Origin of the sequence: Alishewanella maricola (assembly GCF_016343785.1) — a bacterium.
GTDB classification, from domain to species: domain Bacteria; phylum Pseudomonadota; class Gammaproteobacteria; order Enterobacterales; family Alteromonadaceae; genus Alishewanella; species Alishewanella maricola.
Genome location: NZ_JAEINI020000022.1, coordinates 1 through 23,867, shown reverse-complemented (window position 1 = coordinate 23,867; position 23,867 = coordinate 1). Strand labels below are relative to the sequence as shown.

Sequence of the window (23,867 nt, the reverse complement as noted above, 5' to 3'; positions counted from 1 at the left end):
ACTCCAACGGGTACTGATAATATTCAGTTTTCCAGCGGCTACGCATCGATAGTCTTTTATCCGGGTGACACCCCCACTGTTCTCGAGTTTATTAGTAAAAGCGTAAAGGGGGTTTATCTAAAGATAGCTGCCGAGCATGAAATTAAAGCTATCCAATGAGTTGGATAGCTTCTTTTCGAACATGGAAAATTTCAGAAAAAAGATGGTGTACGAGTTAAGATGCGTCAGGCCCAAAATGGGCTGCCGCAGCAGATGTAGCATTATCTATATGGTTCTTCATGGCAATCCTGGCTCGTTCGGCGTTTCTTTTCTCTAAAGCTTCAAGAATGCGACGATGGTCATTGAGAGATGGATGAATACCTTCCTTTCGAATATTCTCTAAAAATGTAGTACTTAATACCGACTCGTTACGCAATTCCCAAAGCCAATTCACTACTTGGTAAATAGCGCTATTTTGCGAAGCCTCTGCAATAATACTATGAAACTTCCAATCCGCTTTTTCTGTCGCATCTTCTTGTTTTTCTTCTTCTTCCATCTCGCGCAAAGCTTGCCGCAATTGTACTAGCTGTTCCTCTGTAATTCGCTCTGCAGCCAAAGCACATGCTTCTGATTCAACAATGTAACGTATTTCAAGTATTTCGAACGGCCCAATACCCCTGTCGATAGTTTCAAGACTGGGCTTCTTACCGGTAACATAAATACCCGACCCGGTTCTGATTTCGATAATCCCTGAGAGTTCTAACGCAATCATAGCTTCACGTATTGTAGGGCGACTAACCCCAAGCTTGACGGCTAAATCTCTCTCAGCCGGAAATCTTTCACCTGGCTTAATGCCTCCATCTCGAATAAGTTTTGAAAGTTGCTGAGCAACTTTGATATACAGTCTGTCAGCTTTTATAACCTGTAGATCCAAGACTAGGCTCCCTTTCAGAAATTTAAGGCGGCAAGGTGGTAAAACCAATAATAGCATTTTTATTAATTATGCGTAATAGAACTAACAACGTCAAAAATAGAATTTATTCTCTCAACAACTAGAAACCAATGTCTGGACTTCCCAGTCTTTGCTGACAAGTAGGTGCTGTTTGTAAAATTTTATCTAAATGTTATAACATTGAAGAATGGAGCTCCCCTATTGAGTATTAATAAGTTAACCCTAAAAACATAATGTGTTAAAGCAGGGGTCAACAATCCAGTATTTTTGATGAGGTAAATTTTAAAGTTGGCACAACCTTGGCACAATCGTGGCACAATAAACAAAAAAACCACCTGGTTTTCGCATAAGTGGTTGATTTATATGGTGCACCCGCCGCGATTACTCGGGCTGTCCTGCCCTCGCCCTTCGGGCCAGCGGAGCTGTTCAAAAACGCTCCCGGCGTTTTTGTCGAACAACGCGTTCTCACTGGGCAAGTGCCAAAAACACAAAAACCACCTTAAGGTGGTTTTGATGTTTTATGGTGCACCCGCCGCGATTCGAACGCGGGACCTCTGCCTCCGGAGGGCAGCGCTCTATCCAGCTGAGCTACGGGTGCAGCGATAGAGGGCGCATTATAGACAGGCTTTGGCGCTAAGTCTATTGCTTGGGCGTTGCTTTTTTAGGCGAACAGTTCGAATCTTTTTTGCATCTGGTGGCAAGTGACTATAATCTGCCTGCATGTTTTCACTTTCTGCGGCAATCCCCTTGTTATGTTGAACTATCGCTCTAGCCTACAATTATGGCAATGGCTTGCTATGATCGCTTCATGCTTGCTGTTTTTGCTGGGCGTTGAGTGGTTTTTAAATAATGAGCAGCACCGGTTGCGCGCTGAGCAACTGCAGCAACGCTTAAATACGGCAGAGCAATTACGCTCGCAGTTAGAAAGCGAATTGAATATCTCATCTTATTTAACCATTGGTTTGGCGTCTTATATTGTTGCGATGGACGGTAAAATTCGTGATAGCGAATTAAACGTGTTATTGCCCGGCATGGTGCAACAATCTCCCCACATTAGGAACATTGGTATTGCGCCAGCGAATCGTATCAGTTACATCTTTCCGTTGGCCGGCAACGAGCAAGCATTAAACTTATATTATCCCGATTTACCTGAGCAATGGCCGGCTATTGCCAGCATTATTGCGGATCGAAATGCCAAACTAACAGGCCCGATACATTTAGTGCAGGGTGGTATTTCTTTTATCTATCGCTACCCCATTTTTATGCCTGACGGCGAATATTGGGGCATTGTCAGTACGGTAATCGACATTGAACCTATTTGGCAGCGTCTGGAGGAGCTTTCAAAGCAATTAGAATTACCCATTGCGCTACGTAGTAAACTACCTGACCAGCGGTTTACTGAAAGCTTTTTTGGCGATAATACTCTTTTTAACAGCAAAAACCCTATTCTAAATGTATCTATTAGAGGGGCAAAGTGGCAAATGGCTATCCCAGCAGCTGAGTTGTCGGAGCAACACGTGTCTGGGCTTCGGGGTATGCTGTACAGCGCGGGAATGATTATGCTGTTGTTACAGTGGCGCTTATTTTTCTCGATGCAACGCTTAAAGCAGAGTGCTAAAGCATTAGGCGATAAGGAAAAAACGCTGCGTAGCATTCATGATAATGTCTTTGATGGCATTATTACCGTTGACGCTCGTGGCATTATTCAAACCGCTAATCGAGCCTGTTATGGGATTTTTGCTTATTCAGGCGTAAGTTTATTGGGTAAACACTGGACGTGTTTATTAGATGCTAGTGAAGACAGCGCGAAAATTTATGATCCTGCACAGCCAAAGCAAGTTGAAATTGAGTGTTTGGGGCGACGCGCTGATCAACAAAGTTTCCCGCTGCAGTTATCACATACCGAGTTACCCCTGCAACAAGCCCAGCGCTTGTTTGTATTACGTGATATCACTGAACGCAAACGGGTAGAACGCCTACAAAACGACTTTGTCGCAACCGTGAGCCACGAATTGCGCACACCACTTACCGCCATTAATGGCAGTTTGAGCTTAGCACTGGGCGGTGCTTTGGGTGAATTAACCGAGAAACAACATAAAATGCTGCATTTAGCCCAGCAAAGTTGTAAGCAGTTACACCAACTGGTGAACGACCTACTCGACTTTGAAAAGCTCAGTAGCGGCCATATGCGTTTTAATGTGCGGCCGGTTGATATAAAAGCCTTGTTACTACAATGTATTGCTCAATTGCATGGGTTACATCGTATCATTGAGCTAGAAAATAGTTCTGCACACAGCCTTTGGGTGTTAGCCGATGAAGCACGCTTACGCCAAGTAGTGATCAACTTACTTTCTAACGCGATAAAATTCTCTTCGGCAACGTCGACCGTGCATATTCGGCTCGAGCAGCAAGAGCAAACGATCAAAGTTAGTGTTATCGATCATGGCAAAGGCGTGCCACCGGCTTTTGAGCCTATGCTGTTCCAACGTTTTGCCCAAGCCGATAACCCGACAGTGCGTGAGCAAGGCGGTACAGGCTTAGGCTTGGCGGTTTGCAAAGAAATCATTGAAAAACTGCAGGGTACTGTGGGTTATGAACGGCTAAATGATGGTAGCTGCTTTTACTTTACCCTACCGCTGAGCACGCCAGCAGAAGACTGAGCGTGTTACAACAGCAAAACAAGGGCAATTGGTCTGATATTATGGTGATTTAGTTGCAAAACCGCTTTTTCTGAGAGCATTATTTGGCATACTGAAATATTACTATATGCCGCTTAAAAGGCATTGCATAACTATAAAATTACCAAGCTAACCCATGGAGCACATCATGCGTAAATCATTACTCGCTACGACTATCAGTGCTGTACTTGCACTGAGCGCCTGTACAGACAACACCACCCCAACTCAACAAGCGAATCAAGCTGCCGCACCGGCTGCGGTTACGGATGTAACAGTGAGCAACCCGTTTTTTCAAAAAAGCACCTTAACTTATGAAGCGCCAAATTTTGCCGCCATTAAAGATGAGCATTTTTTACCAGCTTTTACCGCGGGTATGCAGCAACATTTAGATGAAATTGCGGTTATCGCCAATAATCCGGAACCTGCAACCTTTGAAAACACCTTGGTTGCTATGGAAAAAAGCGGTGAGTTATTAACACGTGTTTCTCGCGTATTTTATAACCTGACCGGCACCGACAGCAACGAAGCACGCCGTGACATTCAAAGCGAATTGGCTCCTAAGATGGCCGCGCACTCAGACAATATCAATTTAAACCCCGAGCTATTTGCTCGTATCGAGCAAATTTATACTACTCGCAATGACTTAAACTTAGATGCCGAATCGTTGCGCTTGGTTGAAGTATATTATGAGCGCTTTGTGCGAGCCGGTGCCAAACTTAACGACGCGCAAAAAACCGCGATCCGCGCCCTGAATGAAGAACATTCCACTTTAACCAACAAATTTTCACAAAACCTGTTAGCCGAAACGGCGAATATTGCTGTTATCGTTGATACCGTAGAAGAGCTCGATGGCCTTTCACCAGCACAAATTACTGCAGCGGCCAACGCGGCTAAAGAGCGTGGCCATGACGGTAAATATTTAATCAGCATCACCAACACCACACGTCAGCCCATTTTAAGCTCGTTAAATAACCGCGACTTGCGCCAACGAGTATGGGAAGCCTCGGCTAACCGCGCGCAAAGTGGCGACAATAACAATACCGATATTGTCGCTCGTTTAGCGCAATTACGCGCCGAACGTGCACAACTGCTCGGCTATGATAATTGGGCTAGCTTTACTTTAGAAAACAACATGGCCAAAACACCACAAGCGGTCTTTGCTATGTTAGGTTCAATGGCCCCTGCGGTAGTTGCCAATACCAAGCAAGAGCAAGCTGAGATCCAGGCAATGATCGCTGAAAAAGGCGGTGATTTTGAAGTACAACCTTGGGATTGGGAATACTATGCTGAGTTTGTTCGCCAAGCAAAATATGACTTAGACGAAAACGAAGTTAAACAGTATTTTGAATTCAACCGCGTATTAGAAGACGGTGTGTTTTATTATTTAAACCGTTTTTATGGCATTAGCTTCAAACCTCGACCAGATTTACCGGTTTATCATCCAGACGTTGTCGCTTATGAAGTATTTGACGCGGATGGTAGCAGCTTAGCCATTTTCTACGCCGATTACTTTGCACGTGAAGGCAAGCGCGGCGGGGCTTGGATGAGCGCCTTTGTAGGGCAATCACATTTAACCGGGCAAAAGCCTGTTGTAGTTAACGTCATGAACATTCCAAAAGCGCCAGAGGGGCAACCTACGTTAATCAGCTATGATCACACCACTACCATTTTCCATGAGTTAGGCCATGGTGTACACGGTATGCTCTCAAATGTAAAAAACCCTTCGCTGGCAATGACTGCGGTATCGCGTGACTTTGTTGAGTTCCCGTCTACCTTTGAGGAAGACTGGGCACAACATCCCGAGATTTTAAGCAACTACGCTAAACACTATCAAACCGGTGAGCCAATCCCTGCAGCCTTATTAGAAAAAGTGATTCGCTCGCGTAGCTTTAACCAAGGTTTTGATACGCTAGAATATATGTCGGCCGCGTTATTAGATATGGAATGGCACTCATTACCGGCCGATGCACCACTGCAAGATCCGCAAGCCTTTGAAGCCGCGGCATTGAAAAAGCATGGTGTTGATTTACCTGCCGTGCCACCACGTTATAAATCAAATTTCTTCTCACATTCGATGGGCGGTGGCTACTCAGCAGGCTATTACGCGTATATGTGGAGTGAAATTCTTGCCGCCGATGCCTTTGCTTATGTGCAGAAAAACGGTGGCTTAACGCGTGAAAATGGCGACCATTATCGTAAAAACATTCTGGAAGTCGGCAACTCACGCCCTACCATGGATTCTTATAAAGCGTTCCGCGGACAAGAGCCAACCACAGATGCACTGTTAATTCGTCGCGGTTTAAAAACCAAGATTGACTAAGCTGCAGGCTATTTAATGCTAAGCCGTTGTACATTTTGTATTTAACGGTTTGGCATTAAGCTTCATCCGTGCACACAAAAACCAAAGCCCCGCAAAATGCGGGGCTTTATATTTACTGCTCACGGCTAACTTAGCCTTTCATGCTGTCGGTTTGTTCAACACAGATAAAGCGTTGCCACTCAGACATAAGTCTCGTTTACCGCTTATTAATCCAGCAAAAGTACACATTAACTGCCCGCAACCTGCATTTGACTGATTAAAACCGACCCCGTGAGTACGCCACCGCGCCGATCAACATCATTACCCACAGCGGCAATATTCATAAACATATCAGCCAAATTACCCGCAATGGTCACTTCTGCTACTGGGAACTGAATTTCGCCATGCTCAACCCAGAAACCGCTAGCGCCGCGAGAATAATCACCCGTTACCGTGTTTACGCCTTGCCCCATCAGCTCAGTCACGAGTAAGCCTTTGCCCATCTGCTTGCACAAACCGGCTAAATCGGTATCACCATGGTTAATCAACCAGTTATGAATACCACCAGCATGCCCGGTGCTGGCCATGTTTAATTTACGCGCGGAGTAGCTGGTGGTCAGATAGGTGTTTAACACGCCATTTTCGATTACCGCTAAATCACGCGTTTTAACACCTTCCGCATCAAAGGGGCTAGAAGCAAGCGCCAGCTTCAGGTGCGGTTGCTCTAATATCGTCAGGTGCGGCGCCATAATGGGCTGGCCAACTTTATTCAGTAAGAAACTCGATTTACGATAAATACTGCCCCCGCTGATGGCAGACACTAAATGCCCAAACAAACTGCTGGCAATGTCTGCCCGAAATATCACAGGGACTTTTTGCGTCGGGATCTTTCGTGCATTTAAACGCGCAACGGTTTCTAAGGCGGCTTCGCGGCCAATTTGTTTGGGATCTAATAAGTCAGCATAACGCCGTGCCACAGTGAAGCTATAATCGCGCTGCATATCGTCGTCTTGCTCACCAATCACTACGCAGCTAAAACTGTGCCGAGAGCTAGGATAACCGACAATTTGGCCATGACTGTTGCCATACACTTTTAAGCCTTGGTGTGTTGAAAACGACGCACCTTCAGAATTGGTAATACGGTTATCCGTCGCAAAGGCAGCGTCTTCTGCGCCAGCACACAGCGCAATGGCCTGTTCAGTATCAATGCTGTCGGGGTAATATAAATCTAACTCTGGTGGGGTAAATTCTAACCATGCCGCCTCCGCTACGCCAGCATGCGGATCTTCTGAGGTATAGCGGGCAATATCTGCTGCGGCAGCTACTGCACGCTCTAGCGCTTGCGGGCTAAGATCGGCAGTAGAGGCAGAACCTTTACGCTGGCCAAAATACAGGCTAATGCCTAAACCACCGTCTTGGTTAAATTCAACCGTTTCCACTTCACCGTGTCGAGTTTCGACACTTAAACCACGAGTACGGCTCATTGACGCTTCCGCACTACTGGCCCCTAAGCGTTTGGCATGGGCTAATACCTGACTAACGGCTTCTTTTACTTCGGCAATTTCCCGTTGAATTTCTGATTGTTGCTGCATAGTTACTCTTACCTCTAAATCAATGGGCTAAGCTTATCATAGTCAGACAAAGGCTGCTGCCTGCTCTGCCGAGTTTAGTGATATACTAGGTGTAATTATTTTTATAGAACTTAGAGCCATGACAGATACAGAATTTAAATACGGTGACAGCAAATGGCTGGAACAACCGGATCACATCAGTAAAAGCCAGATTAAACGTGAAATGTTAGCCATGCAGGAGCTCGGTGAAGAGCTACTGGCTCTTAGCCCAGCATTACGCGCTAAGGTGCCGCTGGATGACGAATTAAAAGACGCACTAGAATTAGCCGATAGACTGGCTAAAAAACGCGAAGCGTTACGCCGCCATTTACAGTTTATTGGCCGGTTAATGCGTGATCGCGATTTAGAGCCGATTGAACAGGCGTTAGCGCTGATCCGTAACACCAATCGCGCGGCAACCAAGCAATTTCATAAAGTAGAAACGTGGCGCGATCGCTTATTAGCCGATAGCGATGCCGTAACGGCGTTTATTGCAGATTACCCTGAGGTAGACGTGCAGCAATTACGACAACTGATCCGTAATGCCAAACGTGAAGCAGAAAAAGAGCAACCCCCAAAGGCTTTCCGTGAGCTGTTTCAGCTGATCCGACCGTTGATCCTGCCTGAATAACCCCCTAATCAAATACTGGATGTGTGCCAAGGCTCACATCCAGCCTTTGCCACTGGCTTGTGCTTGATACAAGGCGTAGTTAGCCAGTTTTTGTGCATCGGCTTGCGGCATATAGGGAATATTCAATGCGCCAGCCGCATACACACACCGCAAATGTTGCAGCTGCGCTCGGCGCATAAACCAATGCTGGCTTAAGGTCAGTTGCTGTAACTTATGCAGTGGCACACAATAATAATCTGCGCCAATCACGCCCTGTCGGATATACAAAAACTCAGTATCGAGTGCATAACCAAATTTACGCCAACGTAACCACAGCAATATTTGCACCACAGCGCTTAGCAACACGCCAAAACTGCCAATCCATACTGAGGTGCGTATCATCAACAACAAACTGATCACCAATATCGGCAAACTGACAAACAGAGCGCTCGGAATTAAATAGCGCCAATTCACCCCTTTTAAAGCCATTTTTGCTAATTGTTGTTGTGGGTAAGCTTCATAAAGTAATTGCGCTGCGGCATCAGGATGAAGCGCTGGCACCATAATTTTACTGTGACCGGCATTTTGCTGCATGGCCTCCAGCGGTGAAAACATTTGTTCATAATGTAAATTACAGCGCCCAAGCAGTTTATCTAACCAATCTTGTTGTAACTTTACCCACTGCAAACGCGATAATATCATGCTGATCTCATGGCGGGTAAACAAACCACTGCGCCGAATATAGCGGTCCTGCGTGCGGTACAAACGAAATTGATAGTAACTGATCACCGACAAAGCAATTGATCCCAGTGTGATCAGCAGCATAAAGAACATTGCAGTCGCGAGCACGGCTAACCCCACGCCGAACCATGATTGCTGGGCAGGGTTAAACCAACCGCTAATATCTAAGCCCAATACAGGTAACTTTTCATTTAGCGTATCCACTAAAGGGCGATAAAAAGGCGCTAACAAACCCAACGCTAAAATCACTCGGTTATTACTAATGCCGTATAGCACCAAATCGCCAATATCACGACGACAGAGCAGTGTTTCTGTTGGATCTGTGGCTGCTGTCGCAGCTTCAGTATTGGCTGTGGCGGTTTCGTCGATGCACTCAAGTGGCTGCGCGGCAGTGGCTAACGCTTGGCGTTTAGCATAAATAGCGAGTTGTAATTGTTGTGCCCAATGTTCGGGTAACGCCGCCAGCTGCGCTTCTTGCACTTTGGAACCGGCCGTATCTAAATGCACACATAAATGCCCTGTCGGCCGATAGTACAGCGGTTGTTGTAACCTCACATTTTGAATGCGATTAAAGGGTAAATTTAACTGCGCTTTCCGCAGCACGCCTGAACGGATCTCCACCGTTTCATCAATAATGCGAAAACGAAAAGCCCAATAGCGCAACAAGGCAACCACGATCAGCAACAGCAGCACCACCAGTACGCCAAGCAGGAAGGCGCGAGGTTGCCGCTGTATGCCTTGATAAAACACAATCAGCAACGGGGCCAAGTAGCTCACGTTACCAAAAATCGCTTTAACTAAACGTAACGCCAGGTACAACAGCGCAATCGGCGATACTCGCTGCCATTGCGATAAAGAATTTAGGGCCGGCGTCGTTTCACTGACACTGATGTGCGGCTCAGCCATGTTGCTGCATATCCTTATGTTGCAAAATTAACTGGCGAATTTGTTGGGCGGTATCAGCAGGCAAACCGGGGATTTGAAAAGTATGCATGGCGCCACCGGCACTAAATACTTGTAGCGTGGCTAAATTGGCCCAGCGATCTAAAGGCCCTTGCTTAAGTTCAATATGCTGAATACGCAATAACGGTTGCGTAGTGCTTTTACGAAAAAATAAACCGCGTTGAAAACTAAGATCATGTTGGCGCAGCGCATAAGCGTATGTTGGCAGTGCGAAGTGATCCCATGTTGCCAGCAGCAGCCCTAGGCCACTGATCAGCAAGCCTATAAAAAGCAACAGCGGCTGATGGACTTCATCAACAGGCCAAAACGGTTGATACAGCAAGACCAGCCACAGGAGTGTCAGCAAGGCTGTCCAGCCGAGATCTAAAGCCACAATTAACGGTTTATATTTTGGGGAAAGGGGCTGCCAGTTTAATTGCGCTAACGCCGGTAAATCGGTGTCAGATAAAGCAAGGTTATAAAAAGGCTGCTGATCCATGTTGTTCTCTGGCTGTTATTGGCGTGTAAGCAGAATGATAGCAGCTCGTACCGCTTTATCACCAGTCATTTTGTTTATACCTATAAATACGGCAGCCGTAGCTGCCGTCTTAATCAGCGTATGACTGCAGGGCTTAGCAGACCTTCGTCAACCAACCAAATTTATCTTCAGCCTTGCCCCATTGAATATCATTTAGCGCCTGACGCAAGGCCGCGGTGGTTTGCCCTGCCTCACCGCCGCCAACTTGATACTCTTTGTTTTCATGGATCAAGGTACCTACCGCAGTTAATACCGCCGCGGTACCCGATAACGCCGCTTCGGCACCGGGCCGTACTGCGCGCTCGAGTAGCTCGTCAACCGTTAACTCACGCTCAGACACTTTCATACCGCGGTCACGCGCCAGCGTTAGAATAGAATCACGCGTAATGCCGTGCAAGAACGAGCTATCCAGTGCTTTAGTTATAATTTCATTACCATCAATTAATAAGAAGTTCGCAGCACCGGTTTCTTGTACATCGCCGTTCGGGCAGAACAAGACTTGATCGGCTTGCACTGCGGCACGGGCTTTCATAATAGGCTGCAGTGCGCTGGCATAATTACCACCACTTTTTACCATGCCCATATGGCTAGCACAGCGGGCATCGTCTTCTAGCAATAATCTTAGCGCCTTGGCGCCACCGGCAAAATAATCACCCACCGGAGATAACAGCACATACAGCATCGAATTTAAACTGGGTGCTGCGGCTTTACCGATAGAGCCTTCGGTACCGATATGGGTAGGGCGAATATACATTGAGCCCGGTGGGCTTGGCACATCTGCCGCATATTGACGCACGATATCCATGATCATGTTGGATAACATGACCGGGTCAAAAGCAGGTAACGCCAGCAAAGCACTGCTTTGCTGTAAGCGCGCCACGTTTTTATCCATCCGAAAAATATGAATAGAATCATCCGCGTGACGAAACGCTTTTAGCCCTTCAAAACAGGTGCTAGCGTAATGCAGCACATGTGCACCCGGGTGCAAACTGATGCTATTACTCGACACCATTGCTGGTGTGCTCCACTGATTTTGTTCATAACGCGAGATAATCATCTCGGGGGTGAATACCGTACCAAATGCTGCCATCTTTCTTTCCTGCATATGTAGTAATGCCGGCCTGTGCCGGCAGATCCAGAGGTTAACGCTATCTATTATTAATTATTGAGTGCCGCCAACGGTCAGCGCATCCAGTTTCAAGGTAGGCTGCCCTACACCAACCGGTACACTTTGACCTTGTTTACCACAGACGCCGATACCGCTGTCTAAGCGCATGTCATTGCCGACCATAGACACATGTTGCATCGCTTCTGGGCCATTACCAATTAAAGTCGCGCCTTTAATCGGTGTGGTAATTTTACCGTCTTCAATTAAGTAGGCTTCAGAAGCCGAAAACACGAATTTACCCGAAGTAATATCCACTTGGCCGCCACCAAAGTTAGGCGCATAAATGCCCTTCTTCACGCTGCTAATAATTTCTTCTGGGCTATATTCGCCCGCTAACATGTAGGTGTTGGTCATCCGTGGCATGGGTAAGTGCGCAAATGACTCACGACGACCGTTACCGGTAGGTGCCACGCCCATTAACATCGCGTTATGTTTATCTTGAATGTAGCCTTTCAGAATACCGTTTTCAATCAAGACATTGTATTGGCTTGCTGTACCTTCATCGTCAATATTTAATGAACCACGACGGCCCGTCAGGGTACCATCATCGACAATAGTACAGTGCTTCGACGCCACTTGCTCACCAATACGGCCACTAAAAGTCGAGGAGCCTTTACGGTTAAAATCACCTTCTAAACCATGGCCTACCGCTTCATGTAACAACACGCCTGGCCAGCCAGAGCCAAGCACTACCGGCATGGTGCCAGCAGGCGCATCAACTGCGGTTAAATTGACTTGTGCCATCCGTACGGCTTCGCGAGCAAACTGCTGCCAGCGCAGCGCACCGTCAACTTCTTCACTAAAATAGTGATAATCCGTTCTCGCGCCACCACCGGCGCTGCCGCGCTCGCGACGACCGTTTTCTTCTAATAGCACCGAGCAATTTAAGCGCACTAAAGGTCGAATATCTGTCGCATAGGTACCATCGCTACCTGCAACCAATATTTCTTCGTAAACGCCGGTTAGGCTCACCATAACTTGCTCAGCCCGCTTGTCTAGGGTACGAATAAAGGCTTCAACTTGATGCAATAAAGCGACCTTGTCGGTGTTGCTCAGGCTTTGTAAGGGCTCGCAGGGTAAATAAATTTGGCTATTGCCCGTGCGGCTAAAGGCTTTAACACTGCCTTGTTGACCGTGCGCAGCAATACCGCGCGCGGCGGTAGCCGCTTGTTTTAAGGCATCGCTATTGATCGAATCGGCATAAGCAAAGCCGGTTTTCTCGCCGCTAATAGCGCGTACTCCGACGCCTCGCTCGATATTAAATGAGCCATCTTTTACCAAGCCATCTTCTAATACCCACGACTCATGCACGCTAGATTGAAAGTATAAATCGGCATAATCGAGCTGATGCGCAAACAAAAAGCCCAGCGTCTGTTCTAAATCGCGGGCGCTCAGCTCAGAGGCATTAATTAGGTTTTGTTCTACTACATTCATTATTTCAGCTCACTTCTAAATCGGTTATGTTGCTTTACTGGCATGTTTACGGCCAATTGTTGGCAATCGGCCAAATCGACCGCAACTGAGATCCAACCTGGGGCGGAGCCCGCCTCAGCTAACACCTCGCCCCAAGGGCTAATAATCAGGCTATGACCGAATGTTTTACGCCCATTGGCATGGGTACCGGTTTGGCCTGGCGCCACCACAAAGCTTTGGCTTTCAATAGCGCGGGCGCGTAATAACGTATGCCAATGTGCCGCGCCGGTGACTTCGGTAAACGCCGCCGGCACGCTGAGTACATTCATACCCTGATCGGCTAACGCCTGTGTTAAGCCAGCAAAGCGCACATCATAGCATATAGTCATTCCGAGTTTCAGACTGCCCTGTTCAGATAATGTTAGTTTCTTACCCGGCTGGGTACTTAGTGATTCGCGGTACGATCCCATGCTGTCATTCACGCTCACATCAAACAAATGTAATTTTTGATAATCGGCCAATAACTGGCCATCAGGCGCAAAAAACACACTGCTGGCAGCGAAACGCGTTGGCTCATCGGTGCATGTTGGTAAACTCCCGGCCACCAAGTACAGCTGATACTGCTGAGCTAATGCCGCACAAGCCTGCTGAATAGGCCCATGCCCTAGCGGCTCTTGATAACGTTGCTGTACCCCTTCAGCCCCACCAAATACGGCAAAACACTCTGGCAGAACCACCAGATGCTGCAAAGCACGCGGCAATTGTGCTAATTGCTCACGTAAGAAATATAAATTACTCTCGGGATCGGGCTGGCTGTTAAATTGAATGGCGCTGAGCTGCCACTTAGTCTGAGCGGGGTTGAGTGTTATCAAGGGGAACCGCCTCTGGTTGAGCAATACGCACCGGTACGGGCACTTCGGTGCTGTGTCGATTGACTTCCGTCACGACCGGTTTATCAAAACTGCCGGTTACCGTGAAATTAATACGCGAGATCACTTCTGCCGATTGAAAGACTTCATCTAAGGCAAGTGCCGCTAAACCGGTCGCGGGATTCACCATCCAGGCAATGATCACCGGTAAACTCGAGGTTACTTTCGGCGCAAAGGACATTTGATAATCCATCTGCCGTTTTACCAGATCAGAATAGCCCTGAATCGCTAAATTGCCTGGCACACCATCCACCACAAAGTCATTGGTTTGCGCAATACCGCGCTGCACGTTCAGGGTGCCACTCATTTTGTTGTAGTAAAAACCTTTGGCAAACACATCACGAAAATCGAGCCGCAATTTACGCACTAACGAGTCTAGGCTAAACAGTGAAAATAACCGCGCGCCCTGATCACTGACCTCTGTTAAAGCGCCATCACCAAGTGCAAACTTAACATCGCCATTGAGTGAGCCTAAACGAAATTGTTGCGGCGCACCTGGCCAATTTAGCTCAAAACTGATGTCGCTGCGGCTGCCGCTAATGGCGGTGCTTAATTGATATTCAGCCAATAAGTTACCGATATTCGGGCTAGAGAAGCTACCATTAAAATGGCTAACACCTGCTGCGTTATCAGGCTGCCAATAGCCTGATACGCCAAGCTTACTGCCTTTGTAATTGGCATCGAATTGGCGTAACTGCCAAGTATCACCCGTACCCGCCGCTTGAACTTGGACATTACCAAAACGGTAATGACCAATTGAGCAATCCTGACAACTTAATTGCAATGGCACCATTTGAGTTAACCATTGTTGCTCAGGTAACTCTGCTAATAACGCTACAGCGCGTTCGTTTTCTGCCAAGGCCGCGTCTTTTTCAGGTACAGCAAGATGCAAGTAATCAAACTGTGCGGCAATGCCTTGCGCTTGCCAGTCATGGAAAAACTGCCAACGACTCGCTAATTCTGTGCCATTAAGCTGTAACTGCCACGCTTGATCTGTGCTTGATAACTCAAAAACCGTATTGGTTAACTGCAAATTATCGGGTAGCGCTATCGCGCCAATACGGCCACGCACTTTGTTTAACGGCGGTAATAACCCCTGGCCCTCGCTCTTCAAACTGAGTAACGGCTGTAAAAACTCGTACCATGGCAGCAAACTGACTGCTGGCAAATTGATGTCGACATTAAACCCTTTACTTCCCAGCCCTGGGTCCGCACTACCAACCGATAACTGTGCACGACTTATCACGCCTGTACTGTGTGGCAGTTCGGCTTGAAAGTTAAGTAGCGCTGGATAATCCAACGTAAAATAACTTTGCTGTTCATTACCGTGCGCCACCAATTGTAAGCTGGCCGCTTGCTGCTGTGTTTTAGCAAAGGGGGTAGGTAAGTTTACGGCTAAGTCATCCAGCCGCGCACTGAGCTCGGCCTGATAGGTAAAACCACTGCTCGGTAACAATAACGCCAGCTTTAACTGCCAATCAAGTTCACCCTCAAGCAAATCTGCGGCTTCCGGCCACAACGGCAAAGTGAGATCGGTCGCCGGTGTTAAGCCATTTACAGCGAGGTCAACTTTGTAACCTTTTTCTTGTAAGCTTCCTTTTAATTCCGCGGCACCTTGAATGCCTTGCCAATTAAATTGCAACTGATCACTGCTGATTTGTTCATTAATAAACTGAATACTGCCCGTTAAACCATTAATTTGCAGTGCGGGGGCTTTTAAGTTGGCTTGCACATTCAGTAAACGCGTGACACCACTCACTTTCACACTTGGCTCACGTAAACCAATTTCTAAAAGCATCTCAACACGTTGTGGCCCGATTAACCCTAAGTGCTCTAACGTTTTACCTAAGTTGTCTTTTAATGACGACTGCGAGATAACCTCGGTGATATTGCGACTGTCTAACTGTGAATTTAAACGAATATCCAACTGGGTCGCGTCAAACAAATTCGGGATAGTGGCGCTGACTACCTCCGTTAATGCCAATTCAGCAAGGTTTGCGCTGTGTGATTCAATCAGCATACTGGCATTATCAAACAGCAAAGTTCCATGCAACTCCGTTAAGGGCGGCCAGTTGGGTGCAAAATAAAACACCCCTTCGTTTAGCTCGGCAAAAGCTTGAAAATGGCCTTGCCCCTCACGAAACGGATAATCGGCAAAGGCGCCTTGCCACAAAAAAGTGGTTTGGATCACTTGACCGCTATTGAGCGCATTAGTCAGATAGTCTCGCGTTTTCTCCGGCATATAGCGCTGCGGATAATAATAATGGGCATTGGCCGCATCTAAACCGGTGACTTGTGCCAGCAAAGCTAACTCAGGTTGTTCAGACAGTGTTAAAGCCAGTTGGCCGTCAAAACTAAAGTCGGTGGCTTGCAGCTGTAAAGTGGGGATCTGTAACTGCCAGTGGTTGTTCCGTTTAAGTAAACGAATATCCGCTGTTAATTGCTGATAAGGCCAGGCCTGTTTAAATAAACCATCCCAGGTTAATTGCTGCTCTTCTGCCGACAGCGCTAACCAGGCAAAGTTGTTGCCCGCCCAAAACTGCCCTGCTAAGTTTTCAGTACCAGGAATGTCTTTTACGGCAAGATTACTAAAACTGCTGAATTGACCTTGTAGCTGCCATTGCGTGTCTTGCCATGCCAAATGCGCCTGTTCTAAATAGCCCGAAGGTTGATAGGCTAAAATGCCTTGCAGCACTTGGCTGTCTTCAGCCCACAATTGTGCCAATGGCTCTAAGGCATCTAACTGAAATTGCTGGATCGCTGCAACCCAGCGCTCTGGGGTTTTATGCAGTTGAAATTGCAATCCCGGCCACACTTCTAGCTCATCCGCTAAACTTAATTCACTGGATAACAGTTGCCAGCCTTCGGCTACCGGTTGCCATAACAATTGCCCTGGCCCCAACTTTAAACTGTGCTTGGTACCGGCGCGCTGCCAATGCATGCTGTTATCTGCTAACTCAACGTGGATCTGATGTAATTGACCGTTGTCAAGCGAAGCCCAAGCCTCAAAGTTAATACTGGCTTTTTCTAAGCGATGGGTTTGCGGCAGCCACTGCCGAAATAACGGGATTAAGTCTAATTCAGAGCTTTGCAGATATAGCTGGCCCTGAGACTCAGCCAAACTTGGGCCTTGAAAATCTAAGATAAAACTAACGGTATTAGCCGTCACATCCGCGATGGAGAGCTCACCATGACCTTGGTGATGTTGTTGTAGGTTGCGCCAATTTAACTGACTGATATCCAATACCAACTGTGGATTATCGGCGCTAAACAGGATCAGCTGGCTATCGCGCAGGGTAAATTCTTTTAATTGCCGGAAAAATAATTGCTCTAACGCCAGTAGCACCTTATTCACCGAACCTACTTTGTTAGATCCCGGCTGCACCAATGCATCGGCATCTAACCAATAACGTAAGCCACGTAATTCAAAATGTTCAGCGGTCAGTTGTCTTGAAGTAAGACTACCCCAGAAGTCGATACGAATAGACGTTTGTTCAATATGCAGTTGAAGCTGCTCGGCCGCGTTCAACTCGACTTGCTTTAACACTAGAGCGGGGCCGCTTTGTCGCCATGCAGCGGTAATTTGGCCAATAGTAATTTCAGTACCGAGTTGTGTAGTCAGTACCTGTTCAATATGGTGCTTGTAATTGTCTGCATAAGGTAGCGCAATGCGTAGCACCGACACCACGGTAGCTAGCACCACCAAACAAATAGCCAGCGCTATCCATAATTTATGCAGACAGTAAAAACAAAATTGCTTTGTTTTCTGCACTACATCATTACCACGTCAAACTGCTCCTGTGTATACATCGGCTCTGCATGTATGCTGATTTGCTTACCTATAAAAACCTGCAACTCAGCTAAACTATGAAACTCATCTGTCGTTAGTGCATCTTTAACAACAGGTGAAACATAAACCACAAACTTATCTGCAGAATAAGCCCGATTAACCCGCACGATTTCGCGCAAAATTTCAAAACAAACGGTTTCAACGGTTTTTAACGAACCGCGGCCCATACATACTGGACACTCTGAGCATAGAATATGTTCCAAACTTTCGCGGGTTCTTTTGCGCGTCATTTCCACTAAACCCAGCGCAGAAAAACCATGAATATTGGTTTTGGCTCGATCGCGGGCTAATGCTAGCTCTAAACTATGAAATACGCGCCGTTTATGTTCTTCATTTTGCATATCGATAAAATCGATAATAATAATACCGCCCAAGTTACGCAGCCGTAATTGCCGTGCGATGGCTTGGGTGGCTTCGGTATTCGTATTGAAAATGGTTTCATCTAAATTTCGGTGGCCGACAAAGGCACCGGTATTCACATCGATAGTGGTCATAGCTTCGGTTTGATCGATAATCAAATAGCCACCACTTTTTAAAGGCACCTTGCGCTCTAAAGCTCGCTGGATCTCATTTTCAACATCGAACATATCAAAAATCGGCCGCTCGCCGGGGTAATACTCCAGCAAGGGCACACTTTGTGGCATAAACTCTTCACAAAAAGCGGTAAGTTGTTGAAAGGTAAGCTTTGAATCAACTCGTACTCGCTCCAACTCTGTGCCGACAAAGTCACGTAATATGCGATAACACAGGGTTAAGTCTTCATAGACAACCGCTTCTTTGCGCGTATTTTTTTTGCGCTTGAGCACCTTGCTCCAGAGTTTTTTTAAGAATTTGGCATCATGTATCAGTTCATCTTCAGCGGCGCCTTCTGCGGCAGTACGTACAATAAACCCCCCGCTGTCGTCCATATTATTGGATACGATCTCTTTTAGCCGCTGTCGCTCCGCTTCACTTTCTAAGCGCTGGGATACACCGACATGCGTTGAATCGGGCATAAAGACTAAATAGCGTGAAGGTAAGGTGATGTCCGTGGTTAAACGAGCGCCTTTAGTCCCTAGCGGATCTTTAACAACCTGCACTAATAGGTACTGCCCTTCACGCACTAATACACGAATATCTTTACTAATACCGGGTTTGTGTTCGAGTTCAGTGGCTTCATTGTGTTGCACGATATCTGATGCATGCAAAAAAGCGGCTTTATCAATGCCAATATCGACAAAGGCGGCTTGCATGCCCGGCAATACGCGGCTGACTTTACCGACATAAATATTGCCCACCAGCCCCAAACGGGCCTGACGTTCGATATGCAACTCTTGCAGCACGCCATTTTCAATCAGCGCAACACGTGTTTCGGTAGGGGTAACGTTAATCAGTAACTCGGCACTCATGCCTACCTCGATAACTGCTGTAATAAACGATCTGTTTCACACAGCGGCAAACCTACTACAGCACTATAACTACCATGAATTTTTTCGACAAACTTACCGGCTAAACCCTGGATGCCATAACCGCCGGCTTTATCGCAAGGTTCTTTAGTTAACCAATAGTCAGCCATTTCGGCTTCACTAATTTCTCGGAAAAACACATCTGTTATCGCTAACGCTTGTAAGGTTTGGCTTGGTGAAACAATGGCAACGGCGGTCATAACTTGATGCTGACGGCCGGATAATAACTGCATCATAGCCAAAAAATCAGCATAATCCGTTGGCTTACCTAAAATTTTATTGTCAACCACCACACTGGTGTCTGAGCCCAGAACGGGTAATGCGTTGGCAATTTTTGCGGCGCCGGCTTGTGCTTTTTGCAGTGCCAAACGGCTAACATAGGCGGCAGCCGTTTCATTTGGCAAAACACTTTCATCGATCGACGCACTGATTAAATCAAACTCCACACCCAACTGTTGCAACAATTCGCGCCGACGAGGTGAGGCTGAAGCTAAAGCAATTTTCGGATACATTATTGGATCTTAAGTTTGCGGCGATAACGCCGTAAAAACCAAAACAACCAAGGCCAAACCAGCATGCCAGTCAGCACAGGCCACAAAAAAGCGGGGCGGAAATTAACGCCCGTTAAAAAGTTACTCAACCAAAAAAGCAATAATTGATACAGTGCTAACAACAAACCGACTAATAAACTTTGCTGGATAACACCAAAGTTGCGAATTTGCAGGTGGTTAACCGCCATCACAAAAGCAACCACTGAAAACGCTAAGGCGTTCACCCCTAACACAGTGCCCACCAAAACGTCGGTTAAAAACCCCATAAAGAAAGCCGTACCAATATTCACTCTACGTGGTAAGGCTAAGGTCCAATACATTAAAACAAGCAACACCCAATCGGGCCGAAATAAGCTGAATTGAAACGGTACTGGAATAACCGTCAGCAACAACGCCGTAATTAAACTTAAATAAATAAAACCTAAACCCTGTGCTGGGCGCATTATTCTGGTTCCTCTTCCTGCCGCACCGCTTCAACCTGCGTACCTGGCCATAAGATCAACACATGTCGGATGCGATCCAAGCTGGCATAAGGTTTGGCATATACCGTCATAAACGGTTGGCTATCATCTCGAATAACGTTAATGACTTCCGCCACGGGATAGCCTTCAGGAAAACGGCCGTCCAAGCCAGAGGTTAACAAACGATCGCCCTCTCGAATATCGGTACTCAACGGTAAATGGATAACGCGCAGCATATCCCATTGGCCTAAACCTTCTGCCACGGTGCGCACCCCCGTACGTTCTGCACGTAATGAAACTGCATGAGTATTATCGGAAATTAACAAAGCGCGGCTACTATTTGGCCCAACGCTGACGATCTGCCCAAGCACCCCTTTTTCATCGATAATGGGTTGATGCACCGTGACGCCATCATTAGTGCCTTTGTTCAACACAATTTGATGACTAAAAGGATGGCTATATACGGCAAGTACTTCAGCAATCAGGCGCTGCCCCTCGACCACAGGTGCTGAACCAAGTAACGCTCGTAGTTTGTTGTTCTCTTGTTTTAAAAACGATAACAACTGTAATTGCGTTTCTTGGTTCAATAAGCGTGTTTTGAGCTCAGCATTTTCAGCTAATAACTGCTGTTGAGACAAAAGCTGCTCTGAGGCACCGGAAATAAGACTTTCAGGTAAACTTGCCACATAAAATAGCGGGCTAACGGCTGAAGTGAGATAACTACGCAACTGCGTGGAGCTTTCGGTATAGCGGTCAACAAACATTAGCCCGACACTGCAGGCTATAGCAAATACTAAACGTAGCCCGAGTGCCGGGCCACGACTAAAAAAATCATTCATGTAGGTCTCTGACGGTGCTAAACCTCATTACTCGTAACTGAAAACATCGCCACCGTGCATATCGATCATCTCCAGCGCCTTACCACCACCACGAGCCACGCATGTTAATGGATCATCACCCACAACAACCGGAATACCGGTTTCTTCCATTAACAAACGATCTAGATCACGTAACAGTGCACCACCGCCGGTTAATACCATGCCGCGCTCAGAAATATCTGACGCTAACTCAGGTGGGGATTGCTCTAAGGCAACCATTACAGCACTGACAATACCGGCTAATGGTTCTTGTAAGGCTTCTAAAATTTCATTACTGGTCATAGTAAAACTACGTGGTACACCTTCAGCAAGGTTACGACCACGTACTTCAATTTCTAACACATCGTCACTCGGGTAAGCCGAGCCAATTTCTGTCTTAATACGTTCAGCTGTTGCTTCACCAATTAAAATGCCGTAGTTACGACGAATATAGTTAACAATCGCATCATCAAACTTGTCGCCACCAATCCGCACGGAAGAAGAATACACCACGCCATTTAACGAAATAATAGCGACTTCTGTAGTACCACCACCGATATCAACGACCATAGAGCCGGTAGCTTCTGAAACCGGTAAGCCCGCACCAATGGCTGCGGCCATAGGCTCATCAATTAAATACACTTCACGCGCACCGGCGCCTTGGGCAGATTCACGAATAGCACGACGCTCAACTTGAGTAGAACCACAAGGAACACAAACTAAAACACGTGGGCTAGGCCGAAAAAAACTGTTGCTGTGCGCTTGGCGAATAAAATGCTGTAACATTTTTTCAGTAACATAAAAGTCTGCAATGACCCCATCTTTCATCGGGCGAATAGCTTTGATATTACCAGGCGTACGACCCAGCATGCGTTTAGCCGCATGCCCTACTGCGGCCACGCTCTTAGGACCACCGGCGCGTTCCTGTCGGATAGCGACTACAGAAGGCTCGTTCAAAACGATACCTTGGTCTTTTACATAAATAAGAGTATTAGCTGTACCAAGATCGATGGACAGATCATTTGAGAAAATGCCGCGCAGTTTATTAAACATGGAGAAGGTGGATCCTTTTAACAACATCCGACTGCTAAAGCCAACAAGAGCGTGTCAGCAATCAGAAAAAAAATTTAGAAGAGTTAACGCTATTCTAAGTAAGTCTCAGGCAAGAAAATAGCTTTTTATGACTTTTTTGCCAAATTAACCCAATTACTGAAAAAAACCACGTACTGCTGCTTTTTTGTCAGCTCTTCACACGCTTTGCTAACAAATTACTGAGCCAGTTATACTCGCTGCACCTTATACTGTAATAGTAATTTACGTTAAAGATAAGCAGACGAATAACGACGATGACACTTCCACCAATACACTGGCAACGCTGGTATGACGAACGCCTCAACGCGAACAACAACGAGCTATGGTTATTAAACCTAGTCCCGCCTGTGGCTGAAATTGCGGGTAATAAGTGGCTAAAATTACACAACGCATTACAACAACGTTTGCCCACGCAAGGCATTCTTAGCTTAGGCGGAGCCTTTTCTAACCATTTAGCCGCCCTCGCTGCTGCTGGACACTATTACCATTTTCCGACCATCGGCTTAGTGCGTACCGAGCAGCTAGACTTAAATAACCCAACATTAGCCCAGTGCTTAAAGCATGGCATGCAATTACACGCCTTAACACGAACACAGTTTAGACAACGTTCCAGCAGTGAGTTCAATTTATATTTGCAGCAACAGTATCCCGATTATCTTGTGATACCGGAAGGTGGCAGCAATTTACAAGGCGCAGCAGGCGTTGCCACATTACCGTTAGCCGAAACACCCAATGGTATTGCCGACCTACTATGCTGTGCTACGGCCAGTGGCGGCACTTTGGCAGGTCTGATCCAGCGATATCCGCTAACGCAAATATTGGGTTTAGCCGTCGTCAAAGACAGCGCCTTAACAGATAAGGTAAAACTATGCTTACCTCATTCGATGATAGCTGCCGCAAATGATCAAAACTGGTCAATTCAACCTGCCGACTCTAACTATGCCAAGGTATCTAACGAGTTAATTGATTTTTGTTGTCAGGCAAAACAACAACAAAATATCAGTATAGAACCGGTATATACCGGCAAAGCACTACAACAGTTATTTAGACTATTGGACCAAGGCAAGATCCCAGCAAATAAACGCATCGCTTTTTTCCACACCGGTGGCTTACAAGGTTTAGCAGGCTTACATTATCGAAAAATCCTCAGTGAACAGCAATTCGATTTATTAAATCGCTGACAATGCACTGGGTCATCAAGCATTGAAAACCCTACTCTAACAAATAAAGAAAATCACTATGAGGCTATTGGTGAAGCAGTTGCAATGCTTGTAAAGGTTTTGTCAGTGATACTGCACGCGTGATTAGAGTGAACTTAGAGACTGGGCAGTGCTGAGCAGACGTTAAGATGGAAGGGGGTAGACGAAGAGAGTTTTGAGTTTTGAGTTTTGAGTTTTGAGTTTTGAGTTTTGAGTTTTGAGTTTTGAGTTTTGAGTTTTGAGTTTTGAGTTTTGAGTTTTGAGCATGATGGTGACGTCCCGTTAAAAATCTGTCTAACGGTGTACTTCGTTACTCGGAACAATTCGAGCTAACTGCGTTAAATGCCTTTTACTATCCTTAAGTACCAAATCGCATGGCGACAAATTCGTCAGGAACGAATTTGGACGTTGCGAAGCGACGGCCCGAAGGGCAGTGGGCAGGGATAGCCCACTGCAATGCCACACCCCGCAGGGGCTGTGGCTGGCATGCGTGAGTGTGCGCCGCTAGGCGCTTCAATGCAAAAAGGCCCACCCGTTAGGGTAGGCCTTTTGC

Annotated in this window: 17 protein-coding genes and 1 tRNA gene; 4 read left to right on the top strand and 14 right to left on the bottom strand. The window is 46.6% G+C overall.

All coding sequences use genetic code 11. From position 1 onward, the window contains the following. Nucleotides 1-214 precede the first annotated feature (214 nt). Together JAO78_RS16335 and JAO78_RS16330 are read right to left on the bottom strand one after the other, a co-directional pair. Nucleotides 215-913 (bottom strand): FadR/GntR family transcriptional regulator, encoded by a 699-nt coding sequence (locus tag JAO78_RS16335; RefSeq protein WP_226752430.1) that lies wholly within the window; start codon nt 911-913, stop codon nt 215-217. 539 nt (nt 914-1,452) lie between these two features. Continuing rightward, nucleotides 1,453-1,529 (bottom strand) — tRNA-Arg (locus JAO78_RS16330). Between the two features lie 154 nt (nt 1,530-1,683). Here JAO78_RS16330 and JAO78_RS16325 point away from each other — a divergent pair. Further along, nucleotides 1,684-3,591, top strand: a complete 1,908-nt coding sequence (locus JAO78_RS16325; RefSeq protein WP_226752429.1) for an ATP-binding protein — start codon at nt 1,684-1,686, stop codon at nt 3,589-3,591. A gap of 166 nt (nt 3,592-3,757) precedes the next feature. After that, nucleotides 3,758-5,929: a M3 family metallopeptidase gene (locus JAO78_RS16320; protein ID WP_226752428.1), complete on the top strand. Its 2,172-nt coding sequence runs from the start codon at nt 3,758-3,760 to the stop codon at nt 5,927-5,929. Nucleotides 5,930-6,156: 227 nt separating this feature from the next. Here JAO78_RS16320 and pmbA read toward each other — a convergent pair whose 3' ends face one another. Then, the gene (gene pmbA, locus JAO78_RS16315; protein WP_226752427.1) at nt 6,157-7,500 is read right to left on the bottom strand and encodes a metalloprotease PmbA; all 1,344 of its coding nucleotides are present in this window, start codon (nt 7,498-7,500) and stop codon (nt 6,157-6,159) included. Nucleotides 7,501-7,618: 118 nt separating this feature from the next. Between pmbA and yjgA the strand changes: the two genes are divergently transcribed. Beyond that, the gene (yjgA, locus tag JAO78_RS16310) at nt 7,619-8,149 is read left to right on the top strand and encodes a ribosome biogenesis factor YjgA (RefSeq protein ID WP_226752426.1); all 531 of its coding nucleotides are present in this window, start codon (nt 7,619-7,621) and stop codon (nt 8,147-8,149) included. Nucleotides 8,150-8,182: 33 nt separating this feature from the next. On the opposite strand, the gene JAO78_RS16305 is transcribed toward yjgA, so the two are convergent. From JAO78_RS16305 to JAO78_RS16255, 11 genes are all read right to left on the bottom strand, one after another. Beyond that, nucleotides 8,183-9,775 carry a PH domain-containing protein gene (locus JAO78_RS16305; protein ID WP_226752425.1) on the bottom strand — a complete coding sequence of 531 codons (1,593 nt, stop codon included), beginning with the start codon at nt 9,773-9,775 and terminating at the stop codon, nt 8,183-8,185. Further along, nucleotides 9,768-10,310, bottom strand: a complete 543-nt coding sequence (locus JAO78_RS16300; protein WP_226752424.1) for a PH domain-containing protein — start codon at nt 10,308-10,310, stop codon at nt 9,768-9,770. Before JAO78_RS16300 ends, JAO78_RS16305 begins: the two co-directional genes overlap by 8 nt. A 133-nt stretch (nt 10,311-10,443) precedes the next feature. After that, entirely contained in the window at nt 10,444-11,439 is a 996-nt protein-coding gene (locus JAO78_RS16295) for a branched-chain amino acid aminotransferase (protein ID WP_226752423.1), read from the bottom strand. Between the two features lie 72 nt (nt 11,440-11,511). Continuing rightward, nucleotides 11,512-12,951, bottom strand: coding sequence for a metalloprotease TldD (gene tldD, locus JAO78_RS16290; RefSeq protein ID WP_226752422.1), 1,440 nt, complete (start codon nt 12,949-12,951; stop codon nt 11,512-11,514). Beyond that, a complete protein-coding gene (locus tag JAO78_RS16285) occupies nt 12,951-13,802 on the bottom strand; it encodes a carbon-nitrogen hydrolase family protein (protein WP_226752421.1) in 852 nt (283 codons plus the stop codon). The genes tldD and JAO78_RS16285 overlap by 1 nt, the downstream gene beginning before the upstream one ends. Continuing rightward, entirely contained in the window at nt 13,774-17,631 is a 3,858-nt protein-coding gene (locus JAO78_RS16280) for a YhdP family protein (protein ID WP_226752420.1), read from the bottom strand. Before JAO78_RS16280 ends, JAO78_RS16285 begins: the two co-directional genes overlap by 29 nt. Next, nucleotides 17,631-19,097 carry a ribonuclease G gene (rng, locus tag JAO78_RS16275; protein ID WP_226752419.1) on the bottom strand — a complete coding sequence of 489 codons (1,467 nt, stop codon included), beginning with the start codon at nt 19,095-19,097 and terminating at the stop codon, nt 17,631-17,633. The genes JAO78_RS16280 and rng overlap by 1 nt, the downstream gene beginning before the upstream one ends. Before the next feature lie 2 nt (nt 19,098-19,099). Beyond that, complete coding sequence (locus tag JAO78_RS16270; protein ID WP_226752418.1) at nt 19,100-19,666, bottom strand: Maf family protein; 567 nt, start codon at nt 19,664-19,666, stop codon at nt 19,100-19,102. Then, the gene (mreD, locus tag JAO78_RS16265; protein WP_226752417.1) at nt 19,666-20,148 is read right to left on the bottom strand and encodes a rod shape-determining protein MreD; all 483 of its coding nucleotides are present in this window, start codon (nt 20,146-20,148) and stop codon (nt 19,666-19,668) included. The genes JAO78_RS16270 and mreD overlap by 1 nt, the downstream gene beginning before the upstream one ends. Continuing rightward, complete coding sequence (gene mreC, locus JAO78_RS16260) at nt 20,148-21,005, bottom strand: rod shape-determining protein MreC (protein ID WP_226752416.1); 858 nt, start codon at nt 21,003-21,005, stop codon at nt 20,148-20,150. Before mreC ends, mreD begins: the two co-directional genes overlap by 1 nt. A 27-nt stretch (nt 21,006-21,032) precedes the next feature. Then, complete coding sequence (locus JAO78_RS16255) at nt 21,033-22,076, bottom strand: rod shape-determining protein (RefSeq protein ID WP_226752415.1); 1,044 nt, start codon at nt 22,074-22,076, stop codon at nt 21,033-21,035. 293 nt (nt 22,077-22,369) lie between these two features. On the opposite strand from JAO78_RS16255, the gene JAO78_RS16250 reads away from it, so the two are divergent. Then, on the top strand, nt 22,370-23,296 hold the full coding sequence (locus tag JAO78_RS16250; protein ID WP_226752414.1) for a 1-aminocyclopropane-1-carboxylate deaminase/D-cysteine desulfhydrase: 927 nt from the start codon (nt 22,370-22,372) through the stop codon (nt 23,294-23,296). Nucleotides 23,297-23,867 lie beyond the last annotated feature (571 nt).